The organism is Pseudomonas sp. BS-2016, assembly GCF_001806145.1.
GTDB lineage: Bacteria > Pseudomonadota > Gammaproteobacteria > Pseudomonadales > Pseudomonadaceae > Aquipseudomonas > Aquipseudomonas lundensis.
Map to the genome: position 1 here is coordinate 32,466 of NZ_MLCT01000025.1, position 23,381 is coordinate 55,846.

At 59.5% G+C, this 23,381-nt stretch carries 22 protein-coding genes and 1 pseudogene; 16 read left to right on the forward strand and 7 right to left on the reverse strand.

Going from position 1 to position 23,381, the window contains the following annotated elements:
- Positions 1-31: 31 nt before the first annotated feature.
- Positions 32-1,489 carry a membrane-bound lytic murein transglycosylase MltF gene (gene mltF / locus BKD70_RS14785; protein WP_047277387.1) on the reverse strand — a complete coding sequence of 486 codons (1,458 nt, stop codon included), beginning with the start codon at positions 1,487-1,489 and terminating at the stop codon, positions 32-34.
- Between the two features lie 285 nt (positions 1,490-1,774).
- Between mltF and purL the strand changes: the two genes are divergently transcribed.
- Positions 1,775-5,671, forward strand: a complete 3,897-nt coding sequence (gene purL / locus BKD70_RS14790; RefSeq protein ID WP_047277385.1) for a phosphoribosylformylglycinamidine synthase — start codon at positions 1,775-1,777, stop codon at positions 5,669-5,671.
- A 5-nt stretch (positions 5,672-5,676) separates the two neighbouring features.
- The gene (locus BKD70_RS14795) at positions 5,677-5,988 is read left to right on the forward strand and encodes a YqfO family protein (protein WP_047277383.1); all 312 of its coding nucleotides are present in this window, start codon (positions 5,677-5,679) and stop codon (positions 5,986-5,988) included.
- Between the two features lie 72 nt (positions 5,989-6,060).
- Here BKD70_RS14795 and BKD70_RS14800 read toward each other — a convergent pair whose 3' ends face one another.
- Both BKD70_RS14800 and BKD70_RS14805 read right to left on the reverse strand, forming a co-directional pair.
- Entirely contained in the window at positions 6,061-6,627 is a 567-nt protein-coding gene (locus BKD70_RS14800) for a murein L,D-transpeptidase family protein (RefSeq protein WP_047277381.1), read from the reverse strand.
- Between the two features lie 45 nt (positions 6,628-6,672).
- Entirely contained in the window at positions 6,673-7,230 is a 558-nt protein-coding gene (locus BKD70_RS14805) for an NUDIX hydrolase (protein WP_047277380.1), read from the reverse strand.
- Between the two features lie 145 nt (positions 7,231-7,375).
- Between BKD70_RS14805 and BKD70_RS14810 the strand changes: the two genes are divergently transcribed.
- The 5 genes from BKD70_RS14810 to purT all read left to right on the forward strand — a co-directional run bounded on the left by BKD70_RS14810 (position 7,376) and on the right by purT (position 10,582).
- Positions 7,376-7,978: a CoA pyrophosphatase gene (locus BKD70_RS14810; protein ID WP_047277378.1), complete on the forward strand. Its 603-nt coding sequence runs from the start codon at positions 7,376-7,378 to the stop codon at positions 7,976-7,978.
- A 41-nt stretch (positions 7,979-8,019) separates the two neighbouring features.
- Entirely contained in the window at positions 8,020-8,544 is a 525-nt protein-coding gene (locus BKD70_RS14815; RefSeq protein WP_047277376.1) for a gamma carbonic anhydrase family protein, read from the forward strand.
- Entirely contained in the window at positions 8,541-8,750 is a 210-nt protein-coding gene (locus BKD70_RS14820) for a DUF1289 domain-containing protein (protein WP_047277374.1), read from the forward strand. The genes BKD70_RS14815 and BKD70_RS14820 overlap by 4 nt, the downstream gene beginning before the upstream one ends.
- 86 nt (positions 8,751-8,836) lie before the next feature.
- Positions 8,837-9,301 carry a VUT family protein gene (locus BKD70_RS14825; RefSeq protein WP_047277372.1) on the forward strand — a complete coding sequence of 155 codons (465 nt, stop codon included), beginning with the start codon at positions 8,837-8,839 and terminating at the stop codon, positions 9,299-9,301.
- Positions 9,302-9,400: 99 nt separating this feature from the next.
- Positions 9,401-10,582, forward strand: a complete 1,182-nt coding sequence (gene purT / locus BKD70_RS14830; RefSeq protein ID WP_047277370.1) for a formate-dependent phosphoribosylglycinamide formyltransferase — start codon at positions 9,401-9,403, stop codon at positions 10,580-10,582.
- Positions 10,583-10,637: 55 nt separating this feature from the next.
- On the opposite strand, the gene BKD70_RS14835 is transcribed toward purT, so the two are convergent.
- The 3 genes and pseudogenes from BKD70_RS14835 to BKD70_RS14845 all read right to left on the reverse strand — a co-directional run bounded on the left by BKD70_RS14835 (position 10,638) and on the right by BKD70_RS14845 (position 13,911).
- Positions 10,638-11,954, reverse strand: a complete 1,317-nt coding sequence (locus BKD70_RS14835) for an MFS transporter (protein WP_047277453.1) — start codon at positions 11,952-11,954, stop codon at positions 10,638-10,640.
- Positions 11,955-12,210: 256 nt separating this feature from the next.
- Positions 12,211-12,936, reverse strand: a pseudogene (locus tag BKD70_RS14840) (transporter associated domain-containing protein); the annotation flags it as partial.
- 162 nt (positions 12,937-13,098) lie between these two features.
- Positions 13,099-13,911 carry an inner membrane protein YpjD gene (locus tag BKD70_RS14845; protein ID WP_047277368.1) on the reverse strand — a complete coding sequence of 271 codons (813 nt, stop codon included), beginning with the start codon at positions 13,909-13,911 and terminating at the stop codon, positions 13,099-13,101.
- Positions 13,912-14,118: 207 nt separating this feature from the next.
- On the opposite strand from BKD70_RS14845, the gene ffh reads away from it, so the two are divergent.
- From ffh to BKD70_RS14875, 6 genes are all read left to right on the forward strand, one after another.
- A complete protein-coding gene (gene ffh, locus BKD70_RS14850) occupies positions 14,119-15,495 on the forward strand; it encodes a signal recognition particle protein (RefSeq protein WP_047277366.1) in 1,377 nt (458 codons plus the stop codon).
- Positions 15,496-15,745: 250 nt separating this feature from the next.
- On the forward strand, positions 15,746-15,997 hold the full coding sequence (gene rpsP, locus BKD70_RS14855; RefSeq protein ID WP_047277364.1) for a 30S ribosomal protein S16: 252 nt from the start codon (positions 15,746-15,748) through the stop codon (positions 15,995-15,997).
- A 5-nt stretch (positions 15,998-16,002) separates the two neighbouring features.
- On the forward strand, positions 16,003-16,542 hold the full coding sequence (gene rimM, locus BKD70_RS14860) for a ribosome maturation factor RimM (RefSeq protein ID WP_047277362.1): 540 nt from the start codon (positions 16,003-16,005) through the stop codon (positions 16,540-16,542).
- 2 nt (positions 16,543-16,544) lie between these two features.
- On the forward strand, positions 16,545-17,297 hold the full coding sequence (gene trmD, locus BKD70_RS14865; protein ID WP_047277360.1) for a tRNA (guanosine(37)-N1)-methyltransferase TrmD: 753 nt from the start codon (positions 16,545-16,547) through the stop codon (positions 17,295-17,297).
- 45 nt (positions 17,298-17,342) lie between these two features.
- Positions 17,343-17,693, forward strand: a complete 351-nt coding sequence (rplS, locus tag BKD70_RS14870; protein WP_003440273.1) for a 50S ribosomal protein L19 — start codon at positions 17,343-17,345, stop codon at positions 17,691-17,693.
- A 96-nt stretch (positions 17,694-17,789) separates the two neighbouring features.
- The gene (locus BKD70_RS14875) at positions 17,790-18,203 is read left to right on the forward strand and encodes an acyl-CoA thioesterase (protein WP_047277358.1); all 414 of its coding nucleotides are present in this window, start codon (positions 17,790-17,792) and stop codon (positions 18,201-18,203) included.
- Between the two features lie 15 nt (positions 18,204-18,218).
- On the opposite strand, the gene BKD70_RS14880 is transcribed toward BKD70_RS14875, so the two are convergent.
- Positions 18,219-20,015: a sodium:proton antiporter gene (locus tag BKD70_RS14880; protein WP_047277357.1), complete on the reverse strand. Its 1,797-nt coding sequence runs from the start codon at positions 20,013-20,015 to the stop codon at positions 18,219-18,221.
- 132 nt (positions 20,016-20,147) lie between these two features.
- Here BKD70_RS14880 and xerD point away from each other — a divergent pair, with 132 nt between their 5' ends.
- The 3 genes from xerD (at position 20,148) to BKD70_RS14895 (ending at position 23,363) form a co-directional block, all read left to right on the forward strand.
- Positions 20,148-21,044, forward strand: a complete 897-nt coding sequence (gene xerD, locus BKD70_RS14885; RefSeq protein WP_047277355.1) for a site-specific tyrosine recombinase XerD — start codon at positions 20,148-20,150, stop codon at positions 21,042-21,044.
- 146 nt (positions 21,045-21,190) lie between these two features.
- Positions 21,191-21,922, forward strand: coding sequence for a DsbC family protein (locus BKD70_RS14890; RefSeq protein ID WP_047277353.1), 732 nt, complete (start codon positions 21,191-21,193; stop codon positions 21,920-21,922).
- Positions 21,923-22,058: 136 nt separating this feature from the next.
- Positions 22,059-23,363 carry a homoserine dehydrogenase gene (locus BKD70_RS14895; protein ID WP_047277352.1) on the forward strand — a complete coding sequence of 435 codons (1,305 nt, stop codon included), beginning with the start codon at positions 22,059-22,061 and terminating at the stop codon, positions 23,361-23,363.
- The last annotated feature ends 18 nt before the right edge of the window (positions 23,364-23,381 follow it).

Genomic DNA, 23,381 nt, shown 5'->3' on the forward strand with positions numbered 1-23,381 from the left:
CTCGAACCGCAGCAGCAATGAAGAGCCGCCGCTACAGCTGGGGTTCTTCTTTGGGCTTGGTCTTGTCGATGCCGGGAATGTGCAGCTTGCTGTCAGCCGCCTGGTCGCCTTCAAGCTGCGGCTGCGTGGCCCATGTCAGGATGTCGTAGTAACGACGGATGTTGGCCACAAAGTGCACGGGCTCGCCGCCGCGGGCGTAGCCATAACGGGTTTTGCTGTACCACTGCTTCTGCGCAAGGCGGGGCAGCATCTTTTTGACGTCCAGCCACTTGTTCGGGTTCAGGCCTTCTTTCTTGGCCAGTTTGCGTGCGTCTTCCAGATGCCCGCCGCCGACGTTGTAGGCTGCCAGGGCAAACCAGGTACGATCTGGCTCCTGGATGTCGTCGTCCAGCTCGCTTTTGATCAGCGCCAGGTACTTAGCGCCGCCCTGAATGCTTTGCTTGGCATCCAGCCGATTGGCCACACCCATGGCCTGCGCCGTATTCTGCGTCAGCATCATCAGCCCGCGAACACCGGTTTTTGAGGTGACAGTCGGTTGCCACAGCGATTCCTGGTAGCCCATGGCCGCCAGCAGGCGCCAGTCGATGCCTTCTTTCTTGGCGGCATCCTTGAAGAATTTTTCGTACTTGGGCAAGCGCTGCTGCAAGTGCTGGGCGAAGGTGTAGGCGCCCACATAACCCAGTACGTCCACGTGGCCGTAGTAACGGTCCTTGAGGCGTTGCAGCGTGCCGTTCTTTTCGACCTTGTCCAGATAAGCATTGATCTCGTTCAGCAGGCTGTTGTCTTCGCCTGCCATCACCGCCCAGCGCTGGCTGCGGGCGTCACCCAGATCAAACGCTACGCGCACATTGGGAAAATACACCTGGTTCATGGCCACTTCGTTGGAGTCCACCAGGGTCAGGTCGATTTGCCCCTCATCGACCATGCGCAACAGGTCGACCACTTCCACGGCGTCGGATTCGTCGTATTCAATGCCAGGGTATTGTTTCTTCAGTTCGGCAAGCTGTTCTGCGTGGGAACTGCCTTTAAGGACGGTAATACGTTTGCCTACCAGATCAGCGGCAGAGGTAGGGCGCGACTGCCCGTTGCGGTAGATGATCTGGGGCGTGACTTCGAGGTATGGGTGGGAAAACTTGGCTTGTTTGAGTCGATTCTCGCTGCTGACCAGTCCGGCAGCAGCCAGCACAGGGCCGTCAGGCTGGCCCAACTGGGTAAACATGTCATCCAGGTTGTCAGCGGTCTCGATTTTGAGTTCGACACCCAAGTCGTCGGCAAAGCGTTTGACCAGCTCGTATTCGAAGCCGGTTTCGCCGTTGCGGTCTTCAAAATAAGTGGCCGGGCTGTTACGAGTAATGACCCGCAGTACCCCGTCCTCCTTTACACGCTCCAGAGTGCTGGGTTTTTCAACGCAGGCACCGAGCATCAGGAAGAGTCCGGTTGCGAGGAGCCATTTGGCGCAGCGCGGGCGGATTGCTGATAGAGAAAACATGCGCGCAGTATACGCAAAGCAGGGCGGGTGCCATATCTCGACAATATGTAGCCATTCTGATAACAACCCCCAAAACTGCTCAAACCCTTGTGAAATGGGGGGTTGAGGGGGCTTTAAAGAGCTGAATCGACCAGCCGCACGCGCGCTGATAGCCACAAAGAATAAGGCCCTGATCGATTAACGACGTTTGGCGTGCGCTTGGTGTGCCGTTTCGGGTGCCGAGGCCAACGGTTTACGTTAGAATGCCGGGCCTCAAAGCACACCCCTCCCGAGGCTGTCCCGAAGATGTTGATCCTGCGCGGCGCTCCTGCCCTTTCTGCCTTTCGCCACAACAAACTTCTCGCACAACTGAGCCAAAAGGTTCCAGCTGTCAGCGGTTTGTACGCTGAATTCGCCCACTTCGCCGATGTTAAAGGCGAATTGACCAGCGACGAGCAACTGGTACTGGCTCGTCTCCTCAAGTACGGTCCAAGTGTGCCGGTTCAAGAGCCGAGTGGCCGACTGTTCCTGGTGTTGCCGCGGTTTGGCACCATCTCGCCCTGGTCGAGCAAGGCCAGCGACATTGCCCGTAACTGTGGCCTGGCCAAGATCCAGCGCCTGGAACGCGGCATTGCTTTCTATGTGGCCGGTCAATTCAGTGACGCCCAGGCGCAACTGATTGCCGACGCCTTGCATGACCGCATGACGCAAATCGTGTTGGGCGACCTGGAGCAGGCTGCCGGTCTGTTCAGCCATGCCGAACCCAAGCCGCTGACGGCGATTGACGTGCTCGGTGGCGGGCGTGCTGCGCTGGAGAAAGCCAACGTCGAGCTGGGCCTGGCGCTGGCAGAAGACGAAATCGACTATCTGGTCAATGCCTTCAACGGTCTGGGCCGCAACCCGCATGACATCGAACTGATGATGTTTGCCCAGGCCAACTCCGAGCATTGCCGCCACAAGATTTTCAACGCCAGTTGGGACATCGACGGCCAAAATCAGGAAAAAAGCCTGTTTGGCATGATCAAAAACACCTACGTGATGCACAGCGAAGGTGTTCTGTCGGCTTATAAAGACAACGCGTCGGTCATTGTTGGCAGCGTGGCCGGCCGCTTCTTCCCGAACCCTGATACCCGCCAGTACGGTGCGGTGCAGGAGCCGGTGCACATCTTGATGAAAGTCGAGACCCACAACCACCCGACCGCCATTGCTCCGTTCCCCGGGGCGGCCACCGGCTCGGGCGGCGAAATTCGCGACGAAGGTGCCACCGGTCGTGGCGCCAAGCCTAAGGCCGGGCTCACCGGTTTCACCGTATCCAACTTGCAAATCCCGGGCTTTGAACAGCCGTGGGAAGTGCCGTACGGCAAGCCTGAGCGCATCGTCAACGCGCTGGACATCATGATTGAAGGCCCATTGGGCGGCGCCGCGTTCAACAACGAATTCGGCCGTCCGGCACTGACCGGCTACTTCCGCACGTTCGAGCAATCGATCAGCACGCCCCATGGCGACGAAGTACGCGGTTATCACAAGCCGATCATGCTGGCGGGCGGCATGGGCAACATCCGCGCCGAACACGTTCAAAAAGGCGAAATCACGGTCGGTTCCAAACTGATCGTGCTGGGCGGCCCGGCCATGCTTATCGGTCTGGGCGGCGGTGCTGCGTCTTCCATGGCCACCGGCGCAAGCTCGGCGGATCTGGACTTCGCATCGGTGCAGCGCGAAAACCCGGAAATGGAACGCCGTTGCCAGGAAGTGATCGACCGCTGCTGGCAGCTGGGTGACAAGAACCCGATCAGTTTCATCCATGACGTGGGTGCGGGCGGCCTGTCCAATGCGTTCCCCGAGCTGGTGAACGATGGCGACCGGGGTGGCCGTTTCGAACTGCGCAACATTCCGAACGACGAGCCGGGCATGGCCCCGCACGAAATCTGGAGCAACGAGTCTCAGGAACGTTACGTACTGGCTGTGGGCGTTGAGGACTTCGAGCGTTTCCAGGCCATCTGTGAACGCGAGCGTTGCCCGTTTGCTGTGGTCGGTGAGGCCACGGCCGAGCCGCAACTGACCGTCACCGACAGCCACTTCGGTAACAACCCGGTGGACATGCCGCTGGAAGTACTGCTCGGCAAGGCGCCACGCATGCACCGTTCTGCCGTGCGCGAGCAGGAACTGGGCGATGATTTCGATCCGGCGACCTTGAGCATTGGCGAGTGCGTCGAGCGCGTTCTGCATCACCCGGCGGTGGCCAGCAAAAGTTTCCTGATCACCATTGGCGACCGCACCATTACCGGTCTGGTCGCGCGCGATCAAATGGTTGGCCCTTGGCAAGTGCCGGTGGCTGACGTGGCCGTCACTGCCACCAGTTTTGACGTCTACACCGGCGAAGCCATGGCCATGGGCGAGCGTACACCGCTGGCCCTGCTGGATGCGCCGGCCTCGGGCCGCATGGCCATCGGCGAGACCCTGACCAACATTGCAGCGTCGCGCATTGGCAAGCTGTCCGACATCAAAATGTCGGCCAACTGGATGTCCGCTGCCGGTCATCCGGGTGAAGACGCCCGTCTGTTCGACACCGTGAAAGCGGTCGGCATGGAGTTGTGCCCTGAGCTGGGGATTACCATCCCGGTCGGCAAAGACTCGATGTCGATGCAAACGCGCTGGAACGAAGAGGGGACCGAGAAGAGCGTGACCTCGCCGCTGTCGCTGGTGGTCACCGGTTTCGCTCCGGTGGTGGATATCCGCCAGACCCTGACCCCCGAATTGCGCATGGACAAAGGCCTGACGGACCTGATCCTGATCGACCTGGGCCGTGGCCAGAACCGCATGGGGGCGTCCATCCTGGCGCAAACCTACGGCAAGCTGGGCAAGCAGGCGCCAGACGTCGACGACGCCGAAGACCTCAAAGCCTTCTTCGCTGTGATCCAGGGCCTCAATGCCGACGGCCATTTGCTGGCTTACCACGACCGTTCCGACGGTGGCCTGATGACCAGCGTGCTGGAAATGGCCTTCGCCGGTCATTGCGGCTTGAACCTGACCCTCGATTGCCTGACGCAAAACGCCAGTGAAATCCCGGCCATCCTGTTCAACGAAGAATTGGGCGCGGTGATTCAGGTGCGTCAGGATGCGACGGCCGAAGTGCTGGCTCAGTTCAGCGTTGCAGGCCTGGGTGAGTGCGTCGCCGTGATCGGCCAGCCGCTGAACAACAGCGAAGTCACCATCAGCCTTAAGGGCGAGACGGTGTTCGAAGGTCAGCGCGGTTCCCTGCAGCGTCAGTGGGCACAAACCAGCTACCAGATCCAGCGCCTGCGTGATAACGCCGAGTGCGCCGATCAGGAATTCGACGTGCTGCTGGAAGAAGACAACCCGGGCCTGACGGTCAAGCTCGGCTTTGACGTCAACCACAACATCAGCGCGCCTTACATCAAGAAGGGCATTCGCCCGCAAGTGGCGGTACTGCGTGAGCAGGGCGTCAACGGTCAGGTTGAAATGGCCGCGGCGTTTGACCGTGCCGGTTTCAACGCCATTGACGTGCACATGAGTGACATTCTGGCCGGCCGTGTCGACCTGAACGAATTCAAAGGCATGGTGGCCTGCGGTGGCTTCTCTTACGGTGACGTACTGGGCGCCGGTGAAGGCTGGGCCAAGTCGGCACTGTTCAACACCCGTGCGCGGGATGCGTTCCAGAGCTTCTTCGAGCGTTCCGACAGCTTCTCGCTGGGCGTGTGCAACGGTTGCCAGATGATGTCCAACCTCAGCGAACTGATCCCGGGCAGCGAGTTGTGGCCGCACTTTGTGCGCAACCGCTCCGAGCAGTTCGAAGCTCGTGTCGCCATGGTGCAGGTGCAGGAGTCGAACTCGATCTTCCTGCAAGGCATGGCCGGATCGCGCATGCCAATCGCCATTGCACACGGCGAAGGTCATGCTGAATTCGCCAGCGAAGAAGTCATGTTGCAAGCGGACTTGTCCGGTGCCGTGGCACTGCGTTTCGTCGATAACCACGGCAAAGTCACTGAAAGCTACCCGGCCAACCCGAACGGTTCGCCGCGCGGGATTACCGGTCTGACCAGCCGTGACGGTCGTGTGACCATCATGATGCCGCACCCGGAGCGTGTATTCCGCGCCGTGCAAAACTCGTGGCGCCCTGAAGAGTGGAACGAAGATGCGCCTTGGTTGCGCATGTTCCGTAACGCTCGCGTCTGGGTGGATTAAGCGCGATGTACAAGCTCAGCTTTTTCGTGCCTCCCAGCCATGTGGATGGGGTCAAGGATGCCGTGTTCGCTGCCGGTGGCGGTCGCATCGGCAACTACGACCACTGCGCCTGGCAGACCATGGGCCAGGGCCAGTTTCGTGCGCTGGACGGCAGTCAGCCGTTCATCGGGCAAACCGGCGCGGTCGAGTATGTCGGGGAATGGAAGGTTGAGCTGGTGGTGGCCGATGATCTGATCCAGGCGGTGGTGGCTGCGCTCAAGCTCAGCCACCCGTACGAAACGCCTGCCTATGAAGTGTGGCGCCTGGCGGACATCTAGCCTGGCACTGCAACAAAAAGCCCGCTGAACCGGTAACGGTCAGCGGGCTTTTTGTTGCGTAGAGCCTGGTGCTTAGGGGCGAATTTCGACCATCGTGCCGTCTTTGGTCAGGTTCCACACCTCACGCATTTCATAGTTCTTCATGGCGATGCAGCCATCGGTCCAGTCCAGGGTGTGAAACAGGTTCTCCGGGTTTTCTTCGGTGTCGGGCGTGCCGTGAATCATGATCATTGACCCCGGGCTCACCCCTTCGCGGCGGGCCTGTGCGGCATCGCTAATGTTGGGGTAGGAGATGTGCATGGCGAGGTTGAATTTCTCGCTTTTCTTGCGCCAGTCGACCCAATACAGGCCTTCCGGGGTGCGCTTGTCACCTTCACGGGTTTTCGGCCCCTTGGGTTGCTTGCCCAATGAAATGCGGTACGTGCGGATCGGTTTGCCGTTGCTGATCAACTGCAGCTGGCGAGCCGACTTGAGCACCAGGATTTTTTCCACCGGGGCAGACGCGCGGGCGGGCTGCGACGAACGATGCGGTTGGATCACTTCATTTTTATCGACCGGCTTGCCGTTGATGGTGACGACAACGGCGGCTTGGCACGTAACAGCAAATGACAGGCAGAGTGCGGTAAACAACCAACGCATGGAGCGGTATCCCTAGAGGTGCAGTGGGGGTGACGAGCACTGTATTTATTGTTGAGGTTTGATCAGGCCTGCCAAGGGCGGCACGGCTTCGCTGCGCACCGGATAGACCTGCCCCGGCCGGTCAGCGAAAAAGCATTCTAAGGTACGGCTGACCGTGCGAAAAGCCAGCTCTGACCAAGGGATGTCGGCTTCGTCGAACAGGCGCACTTCAAGGCTCTCTTCACCGGCCGCAAAGTCGCGGTTCAGCAGTTCGGCGCGGTAGAAAATATGCACCTGATTGATGTGCGGTACATCGATCAAGGTATAGATGCTCAGGTTCGCGACTTCGGCACAGGCTTCTTCGCGGGTTTCGCGTTGCGCGGCCTGCTCAACGGTTTCTCCGTTTTCCATAAAGCCGGCGGGCAGCGTCCAGAACCCTTTGCGCGGTTCGATTGCGCGCCTGCACAGCAAGACTTGAGTGCCCCACGTCGGAACGCACCCGGCAACGATGTTCGGGTTTTGGTAATGAATGGTCTGGCAGTGGTCGCACACGTAGCGCAGGCGCGAATCGCCCTGCGGGATGTGTTGGCTGACGGAATGGCCGCACTGGCTGCAAAATTTCATGCTGAGCTCTCTGGTGTGGCGCCTATCTTGGCGGTTCTGGCGGGGCTTGGGCAAGTGCCGCATGGCGTGCTGCGACAGTGTGGGGCTTGGGTGCTTTGGGTGATTTGGTGCATGATGCCCGATAAGTGACGGATCGAGATGACCTATGCTGGACGAGCTGCTTGGCCGCGTGAGCCGCTATACCCCGCGAACGCTGGTGACAGAGCGCAATTTCCCCGAGGCTGCGGTGTTGCTGCCCGTGACCCGCAGTGATGAGCCTGAATTGATTTTGACCCTGCGCGCCAGCGGCCTCTCAACCCATGGCGGCGAAGTGGCATTCCCCGGAGGTCGACGTGACCCCGAGGACCCGGACCTTGTGTTCACGGCCCTGCGCGAAGCTGAAGAAGAAATCGGCCTGCCGCCGGGGCTGGTCGAAGTCATTGGCCCGCTGAGCCCGTTGATCTCCCTGCACGGCATTCGTGTGACGCCCTTCGTCGGAGTTGTGCCGGACTATGTGGAATACCTGGCCAACGATGCGGAAATCGCGGCCGTGTTCAGCGTGCCCCTGGATTTCTTTCGCCAGGACCCGCGCGAACACACGCACCGTATCGACTATCAGGGCCGCAGTTGGTACGTGCCGAGTTACCGCTTCGGTGTGTACAAAATCTGGGGGCTGACCGCGATCATGATCGTTGAGTTAATGAACCTGCTCTATGACGACGTGAATATCAACCTGCACACCCCGCCAGAGCGCTTTATCACCTTCTAGAACCCTGCTCACAGGGTCATGCCTGCCTTGAGGACTTTGCCATGAAATACCGTTTGGGCGACGCGTGCGTCGACACTCACCCTGACAGCTGGACCGCGCCCACTGCCACGTTGATCGGTCGCGTCCGGCTCGAAGAAGGCGCCAGCGTGTGGTTCAACGCCGTTTTACGCGGCGATAACGAGCTGATTCTCATCGGCAAGGACAGCAACGTGCAGGACGGCGCCGTGATGCACACCGACATGGGCTACCCGCTGACCCTGGGCACGGGCGTGACCATTGGTCATAACGCCATGCTGCATGGCTGCACGGTCGGCGACTACAGCCTGATCGGGATCAACGCCGTGATCCTCAACGGCGCAAAGATTGGTAAGCACTGCATCATCGGAGCCAATTCCCTGATTGGCGAAGGCAAGGTCATACCCGACGGTTCGCTGGTCATGGGGTCGCCCGGCAAAGTGGTCCGCGACCTCACTGACGAGCAGAAAGCGTTGCTGCAAGCCAGTGCGGCCCATTATGTGAAAAATGGCCAGCGGTACGCCCGCGACCTTGAAGAGCAGTCATCGTGAATGATCCGCAGCGCCCGGTGGCGTCCCCCTGCGTGAACATTTGCGCACTGGACGACGATGACGTGTGCACGGGCTGCCAGCGCACCGTGGCTGAAATCACCCGTTGGAGCTGCATGACCAACGCTGAGCGTCGCGACGTGCTGGTGTTGTGCCATGAGCGGGCCACCTCCCGTGGCGTGATGTGGATGCTGAACGGCCCGGGCTGAGCGGCGTAGTCGCTGCGCCAGCGACTACAAATACAGGCATGACTCAAGTACCCTGTGCGCCTTGCCCACAGGTGTCTCCCGTTACCATGTTGTTTCTCGTCGCTTATATCGCCAGCGTTGTGCTCATCAACTACGCGTTTTCCACGGCGCCGCACCTGGACATCATCTGGTCGGCCTGGGGCGGGCTGGTATTTGTCCTGCGCGACATGGTGCAAACCCGCTTTGGTCATGGCGCCATTGCGGCCATGCTGGCGGCACTGGTGTTGTCGTACGTCACTTCAGACCCTTCCATTGCCCTGGCCAGCGCCACCGCGTTTGCCGTGTCCGAGTGCATTGACTGGCTGGTGTTCAGCCTCACCAGGCGCCCGTTGCACGACCGGCTATGGATCAGCTCCGCGCTGAGTATCCCGATCGATACCTTCATTTTCTTCGGCATGATCGATGCGTTTACCCCCGGCGTGATCCTGACCGCCATGGGCTCCAAGTTCGCGGGCGTAACCTGCGTGTGGCTGGCCATGGCCTGGCGAATGCGCAAAGCAGCGGCCCGATAAGGTCACGCGGCCCGGATCATGTAAAATGCCGGCCTTTCTCCCCCAGCAGGCGCTGGCCTGGCGAGCGCCTTCGATGATTTGTTTCCTTGAGGACCTGAAATGACCCGTATCGGAACTCCACTGTCGCCGACCGCGACCCGCGTATTGCTGTGTGGCTGCGGCGAGCTGGGTAAAGAAGTTGTCATCGAATTGCAGCGTTTGGGTGTCGAAGTGATTGCCGTTGATCGCTACGCCCATGCCCCGGCCATGCAGGTGGCGCATCGCAGTCACGTGGTCAACATGCTCGATGGTGCAGCTTTGCGGGCCGTGATCGAAGCTGAGAAGCCGCACTTCATCGTGCCGGAAATCGAAGCCATCGCGACCGCCACGCTGGTCGAGCTGGAAGCGCAAGGCTTTACCGTCATCCCGACTGCCCGCGCCACGGCGTTGACCATGAACCGTGAAGGCATCCGGCGTCTGGCCGCTGAAGAACTGGACCTGCCGACCTCGCCTTATCACTTTGCAGACACATTTGAAGACTACAGCCGTGCCGTGCAAGACCTCGGCTTCCCGTGTGTGGTCAAGCCGGTCATGAGTTCGTCGGGCAAAGGCCAGAGCCTGCTACGCAGTGCGGATGATGTGCAAAAAGCCTGGGATTACGCGCAAGAAGGCGGCCGTGCCGGGAAAGGTCGGGTCATTATCGAAGGCTTTATCGACTTTGATTACGAAATCACCTTGCTCACCGTGCGCCACATCGGCGGCACCACATTCTGTGCGCCAGTGGGGCATCGTCAGGAGAACGGCGATTATCAGGAGTCGTGGCAGCCGCAGGCCATGAGCCCGATTGCGCTGGCTGAATCCGAGCGTGTGGCCAAAGCGGTGACAGAGGCGCTGGGCGGACGCGGCTTGTTCGGCGTCGAGCTGTTCATCAAGGGCGATCAGGTCTGGTTCAGCGAAGTGTCGCCGCGCCCGCATGACACGGGGCTGGTCACGCTGATTTCTCAGGACCTGTCGCAGTTTGCGCTGCACGCGCGCGCCATCCTCGGTCTGCCGATTCCCCTGATTCGTCAGTTCGGGCCGTCGGCGTCGGCTGTGATTCTGGTGGAAGGGCAATCCACCCAGACGGCTTTTGCCAACCTGGGCGCCGCCCTGAGCGAGCCTGATACCGCGTTGCGCCTGTTCGGCAAGCCAGAAGTCAACGGTCAGCGCCGTATGGGCGTAGCCCTGGCCCGTGACGAATCGATCGAGGCCGCACGCGCCAAAGCCACACGTGCCGCCAAGGCCGTGGTGGTCGAGCTGTAAATCGGTGTGGTCGCTGCCGCACCGGGCGGCAGCGACCACAAGCTCCCAAGCCGCTTCACGCGACCTTGTTCAGGTCAGCCTCCCTCGTTTCCTTCAGGCACAGCACGGCGATCAGGCTGAGCAGCGCCGCACCTGATACGTACCCGCCGACCCAGCTCAAACCACCCATGCTGACCAGCTTTTGCGCGAAGAACGGTGCCGCAGACGCACCGACAATCCCGCCCAGGTTGTACGCGGCCGACGCGCCGGTATAGCGCACGCGTGTTGGGAACAGCTCGGGCAGCAGCGCGCCCATCGGCGCAAAGGTCACGCCCATCAAAAACAGTTCAATACACAAAAACAGCGCCACGCCCCATGTGGTGCCGTGGGTGAGCAATGGCTCCATCAAAAAACCTGACAGCAACGCCAGTACGCCACCGACGATGAGCACCGGTTTGCGTCCCCAGCGGTCGCTGGCCCAGGCTGAGAGTGGCGTGGCGGCCGCCATGAACAGCACGGCAAAGCACAGCAGGCCGAGGAAGGTTTCGCGGGTGTAGCCCAGGGTCGACACCCCGTAACTCAGGGAGAACACCGTCGAGATGTAAAACAGCGCGTAACACACCACCATCGACGCTGCGCCCAACAGCATCGGCGCCCAGTACTGGCTGAAAAGCTCGACGATCGGCATCTTCACCCGTTCGTGTTGCGCCACGGCTTTGGCGAATACGGGGGTTTCTTCAAGTTTGAGGCGCACATACAGCCCCACCATCACCAGCGCCGCGCTCAGCAGGAATGGAATTCGCCAGCCCCAAGCGCGGAACTGCTCATCGCTCAGGGTCATGGCCAGCGTCAAAAACAAACCATTGGCCGCCAGAAAGCCAATTGAGGGGCCCAGCTGCGGGAACATGCCGAACCAGGCGCGTTTGCCCTTTGGCGCGTTTTCAGTGGCCAGCAAGGCAGCGCCACCCCATTCCCCGCCCAGACCCAGCCCTTGGCCAAAACGCAGCACACACAACAGGATGGGCGCCCAAGCACCGATCGTGGCATAGCCCGGCAGCACGCCAATCAGCGTGGTGCACACGCCCATCAGCAACAGCGAGGCCACCAGTGTCGACTTGCGGCCAATGCGGTCACCGTAATGGCCGAACAGAAATGAGCCCAGCGGGCGTGCGAGAAAGGCGATGCCGAAGGTCAGAAAAGCCGACAGCATTTGTGCGGTGCCGGATGTCTGCGGAAAGAACACCGGCCCGATGACGAGCGCGGCGGCCGTCGCGTACACATAAAAGTCGTAGAACTCGATGGCGGTTCCGATAAAGCTGGCGGTGGCCACGCGGGCGGCTGAGTTGGCCGGTTTTTCGGATGAGGCTTCGCTGTAAGTGGTGCTGGAGGTCATGTGCATATCCCTGACAGTTATGTGCTCATGGCTGGCCTGGGCGGGGAGCGAGGCGAGGCTGAGCGATTGTTATGGTCGTTGGCCCCGAGGGATATCAGGGTGCAAGCGCCGTTCGGGATGGGAACGCACGCAGGTACTGCGAACAACAACCCGCCGGGGACGCAGCGCGCGGGTAGCACGCCTGTTGGCGGGGCTTGGGTAAGCGGGAGTGATTATAGGGAGCCCTGCCGGAATCGAACAAGGCCCGGCGCGGCCATCAGGCCGCGGGCTTGACGCTGTTGTGCCAGATCAGCACGCGGCTGATACGGTTATCTTCGGTGTCGAGGATTTCCAGTCGGTAGCGGCCAATTTTCAGGCATACCGTGGTTTCCGGGATGGTTTCCAGGGCCTCGGTGACCAGTCCGTTCAGGGTTTTGGGCCCGTCGCAGGGCAGTTGCCAACCCAGGCTTTTATTCAGCTCGCGAATCGATGCCGCGCCGTCCACCACGTAACGGCCATCGGGCAGCGGCTCAATGTGCGGGTTATCGACGTTTTGCTCGTTTTCGAATTCGCCCACGATCTCTTCGAGGATGTCCTCAAGAGTCACAATGCCGAGCACTTCGCCGTATTCATCCACCACGATGCCGATACGGCGCTGCTGTTTGTGAAAATTCAGCAGCTGCAAATGCAGCGGGGTGCTTTCAGGGATGAAGTAGGGTTCGTGGCAAACGGCCAGAATCGCCTCTTTGGTCAGGCTGGCGTCCGGCAGCATGTGCTGGATGTGGCGCGTGTTGAGGATCGCTTCAACCTGATTGATGTCGTTATGGAACACCGGCAGGCGCGTGCGTTTGGTCTGGCGTAACTGCTCGATCAGGTCTTCAATCGGGTCGTCGAGGTTAAGGCCTTCGACCTCGCTGCGCGGGATCAGGATGTCATTGACGGTGATGTTATCCAGCGCGTGGATGCCGGCCAGCAAGGGCGGGCGATGATTGGGTTCGTCGTCCTCCTGGGGCAGGGCGCTGTGAGGCGAGTGGGGTTCGGCACGCTGGACCACGGATCGCGACCTGCGCGACAGCAGTCCAATACAGAAGCCCAGTCCTGCAAACACCAGGGCCAATAAGGCCAGCAGCGGCCCGGGGGGCAAGCTATCCATAATCATCGCCCGTCAAATATGCAGAATGTATTCACGAACCAGCTTGCTGCCAAAGTAGGCCAGCATCAGCAGGCAGAACCCGGCAAACGTCCAGCGGATGGCTTTGTGGCCGCGCCATCCGAGGTGATGGCGACCCCACAGCAGCACGCTGAACACGATCCAGGCCAGGCACGCCAACAGCGTTTTGTGCACCAGGTGTTGAGCAAACAGATTGCCCAGGAACAGCCAGCCCGAGATCAGCGACAGCGACAGCAACGTCCAGCCCGCCCACAAGAAACCAAACAGCAGGCTTTCCATGGTTTGCAGCGGCGGGAAGTTTTTGATCAGGCCCTTGGGGTGCTTGTGTTTGAGCTGATGGTTTTGCAATGACAGCAGCAGCGCTTGAAACACCGCAATGGTGAACATGCCGTAAGCCAAAATCGACAGCAGGATATGGGCGAGGATGCCGGGCTGTTCATTAATGACTTGCACCGTGCCGGGCGGGGCAAATTCAGACAGCAGCACGGTCAGGGCGCCCAGCGGGTATAGAAGCAGCAGCAGGTTCTCGACCGGGATGCGGGCGCAGGCGACCAGCGTGACGGCAATCACGGCGACCGCAATCAGACTGGCGGCGCTGAAAAAGTCCAGCTCCAGCCCGGCGGGGGTCATCAAGTGGGTAAAAAGGCTCGCGGCGTGGGTGATGACGGCAAGGATGCCGAGCGTCACCAACAGGCGTTTGTTTGCCTTTGCGCCGTGGCGCAAGCAATTGCCTTGATAGAAAGTCGCAGCGGCGTATAGACATGCGGCGGCGAGGCTGGGGAGCAAACTCGGTGACAAGGGGAGCATAAATCCTGTTAGGCAAGCCCGAAAGGGCTGAGTTTGGCATACAACCGCCTGAACACGAAAGCCACATAAGCTGACGGTAAGGTGTCCGCCGCGATCAGTCTTCGCTATAATCCGCGACCTGCCCACGCCGCAGGCTCGCCGAGCATCAGTTTTACACGGGCTGGGCCGCAATAACCCCGGTCTACTTTGGGCCTGAAAGGATCGCGCATGTTTGAAAATTTAACCGACCGTCTCTCGCAGACGCTGCGCCATGTCACCGGCAAGGCCAAGCTGACCGAGGACAATATCAAAGACACCCTGCGCGAAGTGCGCATGGCGTTGCTGGAAGCCGACGTGGCTTTGCCAGTGGTCAAAGACTTCGTCAACGCGGTCAAAGAGCGCGCTGTCGGCACTGAAGTGTCGCGCAGCCTGACGCCGGGCCAGGCGTTTGTGAAGATCGTCCAGGCTGAACTCGAAAGCCTGATGGGCGCGGCGAACGAGGATCTGATCCTCAACGTCACGCCGCCTGCCGTGATCCTGATGGCCGGTTTGCAGGGTGCGGGTAAAACCACCACCGCCGGCAAGCTGGCGCGCTTCCTCAAAGAGCGCAAAAAGAAAACCGTCATGGTCGTGTCCGCCGACGTGTATCGTCCGGCCGCGATCAAGCAGCTGGAAACCCTGGCCGGCGAAGTGGGCGTGACCTTCTTCCCGTCCGACATCAGCCAGAAGCCGGTGGCGATTGCTCAAGCGGCTATTAATGAAGCGCGGCTCAAGTTCATTGATGTCGTGATCGTCGATACCGCCGGTCGCCTGCACATCGACGCCGACATGATGGCCGAGATTCAGGAACTGCACGCGGCGGTCAAGCCAGCAGAAACCTTGTTCGTGGTGGACGCCATGACGGGCCAGGACGCCGCCAACACGGCCAAGGCCTTTGGTGATGCCCTGCCGCTGACCGGTGTGATCCTGACCAAGGTCGATGGTGACGCCCGTGGCGGTGCCGCGTTGTCCGTGCGCGCCATCACGGGTAAACCGATCAAGTTCCTCGGCATGGGCGAGAAGAGCGATGCGCTCGACCCGTTCCACCCCGACCGTATTGCGTCACGTATTTTGGGCATGGGCGATGTGCTCAGCCTTATCGAGCAGGCCGAACAGACCCTCGATAAAGAAAAAGCCGACAAGCTGGCTAAAAAGCTCAAGAAAGGTAAAGGCTTCGACCTCGAAGATTTTCGCGATCAACTGCAACAGATGAAAAACATGGGCGGCCTCGGCGGCCTCATGGACAAGCTGCCGAACATGGGTGGCGTGAATCTGGCGCAAATGGGCAATGCCCAGGGCGCAGCAGAAAAGCAATTCAAGCAAATGGAAGCCATCATCAATTCCATGACTCCGGCCGAGCGTCGTGACCCTGAGCTGATCAGCGGTTCGCGCAAACGTCGTATTGCCATGGGTTCCGGCACGCAAGTGCAGGACATCGGTCGCTTGATCAAGCAACACAAGCAGATGCAAAAGATGATGAAGAAATTCTCTTCCAAAGGCGGCATGGCCAAAATGATGCGCGGCATGGGCTCGATGATGCCCGGCGGCGGCATGCCGAAAATGTAATTTACCTGCGCAAGCGCTCGCGTTTGCGCAGCTCGCAGCCCTGCGAGACCTCCAGCAAACCCGCACTGTGCGGGAGCTGACTTGTCGCCATTCGTGGCGGCCTTATAGCAGATCTGGATGTAACGCCACGTAGGCGCCAGAAAAAGACATTTGCAAAAGTCCGGATATTCCTTAGAATATGCGGCCTTTCGGGCACCTATGCCCGCTGTGCATTTAGATTTGCAGCACCGACTACAGGAAAGATCTACACATGCTAACAATCCGTCTTGCCCTTGGCGGCTCCAAAAAGCGCCCGTTTTACCACTTGACCGTTACCGATAGCCGTAACCCACGTGACGGTTCCCACAAGGAACAAATTGGCTTCTTCAACCCGGTTGCCCGTGGTCAGGAAGTTCGTTTCTCCGTTAAAGAAGACCGCCTCGCTTACTGGTTGAGCGTTGGTGCACAAATGTCTGAGCGCGTTGCTCAGCTTGTGAAAGTCAATGCCAAGGCTGCGGCCTGAGCAATATGAGCGTGACGCCAGAAATTGCTGATGATTTGATCGTTATCGGCAAGATTTTTTCGATTCATGGCGTTCGCGGCGAAGTGAAGGTGTATTCCTTTACGGATCCAATTGACAACCTGCTGGATTACAAGACCGTAACGCTTCGGCGTGGTGGCGATGTACGGCAGGCAGAGCTGGTCAGTGGTCGTTCCCAGAACGGCAAGTTTCTGGTTGTGAAGCTCAAGGGTCTTGATGACCGTGATGAAGCAGGCCTTCTTCGCGAATTCGAAATCTGCGTGCCCCGTAACCTGTTTCCTGAACTGACCGACGGCGAGTACTACTGGTACCAGCTTGAAGGCCTCAAGGTCATCGATACACAAGAGCAACTGCTCGGAAAAATCGATCACCTGCTAGAGACTGGCTCTAACGATGTGATGTACGTCAAACCTTGCCCAGGTAGCCTGGATGACCGTGATCGCTTGTTGCCCTATACAGAGCAATGCGTGTTGAGCGTCGACCTGGCAGCCAGCGAGATGAAGGTGGATTGGGATGCGGACTTCTAAGCGTGGCTAATTTGCGCGTAGAAGTGATCAGTTTGTTTCCCGAAATGTTTTCCGCCATCAGCGACTACGGCATCACGAGTCGCGCGGTGAAACAAGGGCTCTTGCAGCTCACCTGTTGGAATCCGCGAGACTACACAACGGACCGGCATCACACTGTGGACGATCGCCCATTTGGCGGTGGTCCGGGCATGGTGATGAAGATCAAGCCTCTGGAAGATGCACTGGTTCAGGCCAGAAATGCAGCCGGAGAGGCGGCGAAGGTAATTTACCTGTCGCCCCAAGGCCGCCAGCTGAATCAGTCGGCGGTACGCGAACTGGCGAATGAGGAAGCATTAATCCTCATTGCAGGTCGTTATGAAGGCATTGACGAGCGTTTTATTGACGCTCATGTCGATGAAGAGTGGTCGATTGGCGACTATGTATTGTCTGGCGGCGAGCTGCCGGCAATGGTTCTGATTGATGCGGTTACACGACTGCTGCCTGGAGCTTTAGGGCATGCGGACTCCGCCGAGGAAGATTCCTTTACGGATGGTCTGCTGGATTGCCCGCACTACACCCGACCGGAGGTGTATGCGGATCAGCGTGTTCCCGACGTATTGCTTAGTGGCAATCATGCACACATCCGGCGTTGGCGTTTGCAGCAGTCCCTTGGGCGGACCTACGAACGACGCGCCGATCTTCTGGAAAGCCGCTCGCTTTCTGGAGAAGAGAAGAAGCTGCTCGAGGAATACATCCTCGCGCGGGACGATAGTTAACAACGTATCGATGGTAGATCCGACGATCTACCTTAGGAGCACAGCATGACTAACAAAATCATCCTTGCACTCGAAGCAGAGCAGATGACTAAAGAGATCCCTCCTTTTGCCCCGGGCGACACCATCGTCGTTCAGGTGAAAGTGAAGGAAGGCGATCGTTCGCGTCTGCAAGCTTTCGAAGGTGTAGTGATTGCCAAGCGTAACCGTGGCGTGAACAGTGCTTTCACTGTTCGTAAAATCTCCAACGGTGTTGGCGTAGAGCGTACTTTCCAGACCTACAGCCCGCAAATCGACAGCATGGCTGTGAAGCGTCGCGGTGACGTTCGTAAAGCCAAGCTGTACTACCTGCGTGACCTGTCCGGTAAAGCAGCTCGCATCAAGGAAAAACTGGCTTAAGTCCAGCTTCCCGATGCAGAAAAAAGCAGCCTTCGGGCTGCTTTTTTGTTGCCTGAGATTTATCAGACCTTTGTCCAGTTGTAGGTAGTAAAAAGCATGACACCGCGTGAGCAAGAGATTCAACGCCGTACAGAACTGTCTGTTACCCGCATCACCAAAGCCGTATTCCCTTCGACCACCAATCACCACAACACCCTGTTTGGCGGCACCGCATTGGCCTGGATGGATGAAGTGTCGTTCATCGCCGCGACCCGTTTCTGTCGCCTGCCGCTGGTGACCGTGTCCACTGATCCCATCAACTTCAATCACCCGATAGCGGCGGGCTCAATCGTTGAGCTGGTCGGACGCGTGGTGAAAGTCGGTAACACCAGCCTCAAGGTTGAAGTGCAGGTCTACGTTGAAAGCATGAGCAGCGACGGACGTGAACTCGCGATCCAGGGCTTGTTCAGCTTCGTGGCCATCGACGACGACAAGCGGCCTGTTCCCGTATTGCCAGGGTTTGCCCAGTAACGGCGAGTGCCCCCTCTAAGCGGGCCTGATCAATGCCAGTAACGTCCAGCCTGGCTCGGGGCTCACCTCGCTTTGCGGCGTGATTACGTGTACCCAGCCTGACGTGTCCTTGGCAAACAGCAGGTTCGCTCGCTCCCCGTGGAGCGCCTGATAGTCTTGCCACGTGAACTCATTCGTCAGGTGCGTGCTGTACAACTGCGCGCCCTGATTGAACTCGCCCACCAACTGGCCGTAGGTCAGCGCCGGGTCGCCCAGTGCGCGGCCGCGATGCTCATGGCTGGCCCGGTGTTTATCCGTGCGGCGGCTCTCCTGGCTGTTGGCCAGCGCAAACAGGCGATGCGGCCCGAACTCATGACGAAAACGCATGGCGGCCAGCGCATTGAGTTCGCCTGAGGGGGACAGCCCTAGCAGATGCCCTAACCCAACCAGATCCAGGTGCGATTCGGCATGCTCCGATGCCGGGTTGCCGAAGTAGGTCGGCAGGTTTTCCATGCGGGCCGCGCGAATGTTTTCCCAGCTCGAATCCGTTAGCAGCACCCGGCTGCCCAACTGTTGCAAGGCTGTGCCGATGAGGCGGGCCGGGCCGTTGGCGCCGACAATCAAAAAGCCGCTGGGAGGCGGTTCTGCCACCTTGAGCAAGCGCGCGAGCGGGCGTGCTGTAGCGCTTTGCACCACGACAGTGCCGATGATCACGGCGAAGGTCAGAGGCACCAATAACAGCGCACCCTGGTGACCGGCTTCGTCCAGGCGAATGGCAAAAATGGCCGAAACCGCAGCGGCCACAATGCCACGCGGTGCAATCCAGGCGAGGAGGGTGCGCTCGCGCCAGTTCAGTTTTGAGCCAAATGTCGAGAGCAGTACATTCAAGGGGCGTGCAATAAATTGAATGATCAGCAGCAAAACCAGCACCGCCGGGCCCAGCCCGATCATGGCGTCCAGATCAAGGCGCGCGGCGAGCAGAATGAACAGGCCGGAGATCAGGAAAACGCTGAGGTTTTCCTTGAAGTGCAGAATATTGCGCACATCCACGCCTTTCATGTTGGCCATCCACATGCCCATCAGCGTGACAGCCAGCAGGCCGGACTCATGCATGACCTGATTGGAGGCAATGAACACGGCCAGCACTGTCGCCAACGTGCCAAGGCTTTGCAAGTATTCGGGCAGCCATTGCTTGCGCAGCACATGCCCCGAGACCCAGCCGCCCACGATCCCGAACAGGCTGCCGCACACAATCACACCGGCAAAGGTCAGCAAGCTGTGGCTCAAGCCATCGCCCGAAGCACGGGCAATGATGAAGCTGTAGACGACCACGGCGAGCAGGGCGCCAATCGGGTCAATGACGATCCCTTCCCAGCGCAGAATGTTCGCAATCGACGCCTTGGGCCGCACCACGCGCAGCATCGGCACAATGACCGTCGGCCCGGTGACCAGCGTCAAGGTGCCGAACAGCAATGCCAGGAGCCAGTCAAAACCCAGTAGCCAATGCGTGGCCACAGTAATGACGGCCCAGGTCGACAGAGCACCCAGGGTGACGAGACGGCGCACAACCGTGCCAATTTCTCGCCATTCGGACAGGTGCAGCGTCAGGCTCCCCTCAAACAGGATCAAGGCCACCGCCAACGACACCAGCGGCATCAGCAGCGGGCCAAACAGTGTTTGCGGGTTTAGCCAGCCGAGCACCGGGCCGAGCACGATGCCCGCCAGCAATAAGAACAGGATGGCCGGCAGTTTCAGGCGCCAGGCCAGCCATTGGCAGCCCAGCGCAGCGATTCCGATGCCCCCAAACGCCAGCAGGATCTGTTGTTCATTCATATGGAGCCCCTTGGGGGTGGGTGATGAGTGCTTTCTATTTATGCGGCGAGCCGGCTATGAAAGACTAGCGGCCACTTTCACTGTTCACTTTTTATTTACGCGCGGCTCAGTGCCTGCGCGTTTCGAGCGCCAATGCCAGCTATCGATGACCCGCTTATTGACCGTTTTCTGGATGCCCTGTGGCTGGAAAAAGGCCTGTCCGACAACACCCGTGATGCCTATCGCAGTGATTTGGCGCTGTTCAATGGCTGGTTACGCGAGCGCGGGATCGAGCTGGCCCATGCGGGCCGAGAGCTGATCCTCGACCATTTGGCCTGGCGTCTCGATCAGCATTACAAACCGCGATCTACGGCGCGCTTCCTGTCGGGTGCGCGTGGGTTCTATCGTTACTTGCTGCGTGAAAAATTGATTGCCGTTGACCCGACCTTGCAAGTCGACATGCCACAGTTGGGGCGGCCGTTGCCCAAGTCCTTGTCAGAAGCGGACGTTGAGGCGTTGCTGGCTGCCCCTGATTTGAGCGACGCCATCGGCCAGCGCGATCGCGCCATGCTGGAAGTGTTGTATGCATGCGGGTTGCGGGTGACCGAGCTGATCAGCCTGACGCTGGAGCAAGTCAACTTGCGTCAGGGTGTGCTGCGGGTCATGGGCAAGGGCAGCAAGGAGCGCCTGGTGCCGATGGGGGAGGAGGCGATTGTCTGGGTTGAGCGCTACCTGCGCGGCGCCCGGCATGAGCTATTGAACGGGCGTCCCAGTGACGTACTGTTCCCCAGCCAGCGCGGGGAGCAAATGACCCGCCAGACTTTTTGGCACCGCATTAAGCATCAGGCCACAGTGGCCGGTATCGACAAGTCGCTGTCGCCGCATACGCTGCGCCACGCTTTCGCCACGCACCTGCTCAACCACGGGGCGGACTTGCGAGTGGTGCAAATGCTGCTGGGACACAGCGACCTTTCGACGACCCAGATCTACACCCATGTGGCGCGTGCGCGTTTGCAAGACCTGCACGCCCGGCACCATCCCCGCGGCTGAGGTGCTTTGTCAGCTGTTGCATCCGCCACAGTCGGCCTTGCGGGCCAATTGTGGTAGGCTTTGCCGGTTCAGAAAACGAGCCACTAAAACCCTTTTTGCCTTGGGGTAGTGAGGTTTGGCCGTTTTGTCCGCCTTCAGGAGTTCTCATGCGCGTGACCCAACTTTTCGCCGCCGCAGCCATTGCGTTGGTCAGTACCTTTTCGTTTGCCGATACCGGCGCCGAGCAAGCCATTCGTAAAAGCCTCGAAACCCTGCAACTGGATGTGCCGGTCGAAAGCATCAGTGCCAGCCCGATGGCAGGCCTGTATGAAGTCAAACTCAAAGGCAGCCGAGTGCTGTATGCCAGTGCCGATGGTCAGTTCATCGTGCAGGGCTATATGTTCCAGCTCAAGGACGGCAAGCCGGTCAACCTGACCGAAAAGGCCGAGCGCGTCAGCGTTGCCAAGCTGATCAACGGGATTCCTGCCGCAGAGACCGTGGTGTACCCGGCCGTTGGCGAAACCAAGTCGCACATCACCGTGTTTACCGACACCACCTGCCCGTACTGCCACAAGCTGCACGAAGAAGTGCCTGAGCTGAACAAAATGGGCATTGAAGTGCGCTATGTAGCGTTCCCGCGTCAGGGCTTGGGCTCGGCCGGTGATCAACAGCTGCAAGCGGTCTGGTGTTCCAAGGACAAGAAAAGCGCCATGGACAAAATGACCAATGGCAAAACGGTCGACGCCCCCAAGTGCGCCAACCCTGTGTCCAAGCAGTTCGCATTGGGCCAATCCATTGGTGTGAACGGCACGCCGGCCATTGTCCTGGCCGACGGTCAAGTGATTCCGGGCTATCAGCCAGCAGCACAGGTTGGCAAGCTGGCACTCAGTGTTAAATAATCCTGCCTCGTCACAGTAAGCCTTTGACGAGCATGCTCGGGCCGTTCAACGGCCCGGGCATTAATAGAGAACCGTGGCAGACCACGGTTGTTTTCCACGGCCGACCTTGCGTCGGCCGTTTTATGGGGAGTTCAGCGTGAATCCGGTCAAAGTAGGCATCTGTGGACTAGGGACCGTCGGTGGCGGCACCTTCAACGTACTTAAGCGTAACGCCGAGGAGATTGCCCGCCGTGCCGGGCGTGGTATCCAGGTTGCGCAAATTGCAATGCGTACGCCAAACCCGCAGTGCGACATTACCGGTGCCCCCATTACCAACGATGTATTCGCTGTTGCAACCAACCCTGACATCGACATCGTGATCGAGTTGATCGGCGGTTACACCATCGCCCGGGAACTGGTGCTCAAAGCCATCGAAAACGGCAAGCATGTGGTCACGGCCAACAAGGCCTTGATTGCCGTTCATGGCAACGAAATCTTCGCCAAAGCCCAGGAAAAGGGCGTGATCGTGGCGTTCGAAGCAGCGGTCGCGGGCGGTATTCCGGTCATCAAGGCAATCCGTGAAGGCCTGTCCGCCAACCGCATCAACTGGGTTGCGGGCATCATCAACGGCACGGGCAACTTCATCCTCACCGAGATGCGCGAGAAAGGCCGGACCTTCGAAGACGTTCTGGCAGAAGCGCAAGCGCTGGGGTACGCCGAAGCCGATCCTACCTTCGACGTTGAAGGCATTGACGCCGCCCACAAGCTGACCATTCTGGCGTCTATCGCGTTCGGTATTCCGCTGCAATTCGACAAAGCCTACACCGAGGGCATCACCAAGCTGACCACCGCTGACGTGAACTACGCCGAAGCGTTGGGCTACCGCATCAAGCACCTGGGCGTCGCCCGCAGCACGGCCAGCGGCATTGAGCTGCGGGTTCACCCGACCCTGATCCCGGCCGACCGCCTGATCGCCAACGTCAACGGCGTGATGAACGCCGTGATGGTCAATGGCGACGCCGCCGGTTCGACCTTGTTCTACGGGGCTGGCGCCGGCATGGAACCCACCGCTTCCTCGGTCGTGGCGGATCTGGTCGACGTGGTCCGCGCCATGACCTCCGACCCCGAAAACCGCGTGCCGCACCTGGCCTTCCAGCCGGACTTGCTGTCTGATCATCCGATCCTGCCGATTGAAGCATGCGAAAGCGCTTACTACTTGCGCATTCAGGCCAAGGACCATCCGGGCGTGCTGGCGCAAGTGGCCAGCATCCTGTCCGAGCGCGGTATCAACATTGAATCGATCATGCAGAAAGAAGTCGAAGAGCATGATGGCCTGGTGCCAATGATTCTGTTGACCCATCGCGTGCTTGAGCAGCACATGAACGACGCCATCACCGCGCTGGAAGCGTTGCAAGGCGTTGTCGGTTCAGTGGTCCGCATCCGCGTGGAACATCTAAATTAATGACCAGCGGCACGCTGT

Bases quoted from the DNA above. Each gene is read 5' to 3' on its own strand.
- mltF (WP_047277387.1), bottom strand. From the start codon at position 1,489: ATGTTTTCTCTATCAGCAATCCGCCCGCGCTGCGCCAAATGGCTCCTC.
- purL (WP_047277385.1), top strand. From the start codon at position 1,775: ATGTTGATCCTGCGCGGCGCTCCTGCCCTTTCTGCCTTTCGCCACAAC.
- BKD70_RS14795 (WP_047277383.1), top strand. From the start codon at position 5,677: ATGTACAAGCTCAGCTTTTTCGTGCCTCCCAGCCATGTGGATGGGGTC.
- BKD70_RS14800 (WP_047277381.1), bottom strand. From the start codon at position 6,627: ATGCGTTGGTTGTTTACCGCACTCTGCCTGTCATTTGCTGTTACGTGC.
- BKD70_RS14805 (WP_047277380.1), bottom strand. From the start codon at position 7,230: ATGAAATTTTGCAGCCAGTGCGGCCATTCCGTCAGCCAACACATCCCG.
- BKD70_RS14810 (WP_047277378.1), top strand. From the start codon at position 7,376: ATGCTGGACGAGCTGCTTGGCCGCGTGAGCCGCTATACCCCGCGAACG.
- BKD70_RS14815 (WP_047277376.1), top strand. From the start codon at position 8,020: ATGAAATACCGTTTGGGCGACGCGTGCGTCGACACTCACCCTGACAGC.
- BKD70_RS14825 (WP_047277372.1), top strand. From the start codon at position 8,837: ATGTTGTTTCTCGTCGCTTATATCGCCAGCGTTGTGCTCATCAACTAC.
- purT (WP_047277370.1), top strand. From the start codon at position 9,401: ATGACCCGTATCGGAACTCCACTGTCGCCGACCGCGACCCGCGTATTG.
- BKD70_RS14835 (WP_047277453.1), bottom strand. From the start codon at position 11,954: ATGACCTCCAGCACCACTTACAGCGAAGCCTCATCCGAAAAACCGGCC.
- BKD70_RS14845 (WP_047277368.1), bottom strand. From the start codon at position 13,911: ATGCTCCCCTTGTCACCGAGTTTGCTCCCCAGCCTCGCCGCCGCATGT.
- ffh (WP_047277366.1), top strand. From the start codon at position 14,119: ATGTTTGAAAATTTAACCGACCGTCTCTCGCAGACGCTGCGCCATGTC.
- rpsP (WP_047277364.1), top strand. From the start codon at position 15,746: ATGCTAACAATCCGTCTTGCCCTTGGCGGCTCCAAAAAGCGCCCGTTT.
- rimM (WP_047277362.1), top strand. From the start codon at position 16,003: ATGAGCGTGACGCCAGAAATTGCTGATGATTTGATCGTTATCGGCAAG.
- rplS (WP_003440273.1), top strand. From the start codon at position 17,343: ATGACTAACAAAATCATCCTTGCACTCGAAGCAGAGCAGATGACTAAA.
- BKD70_RS14875 (WP_047277358.1), top strand. From the start codon at position 17,790: ATGACACCGCGTGAGCAAGAGATTCAACGCCGTACAGAACTGTCTGTT.
- BKD70_RS14880 (WP_047277357.1), bottom strand. From the start codon at position 20,015: ATGAATGAACAACAGATCCTGCTGGCGTTTGGGGGCATCGGAATCGCT.
- xerD (WP_047277355.1), top strand. From the start codon at position 20,148: ATGCCAGCTATCGATGACCCGCTTATTGACCGTTTTCTGGATGCCCTG.
- BKD70_RS14890 (WP_047277353.1), top strand. From the start codon at position 21,191: ATGCGCGTGACCCAACTTTTCGCCGCCGCAGCCATTGCGTTGGTCAGT.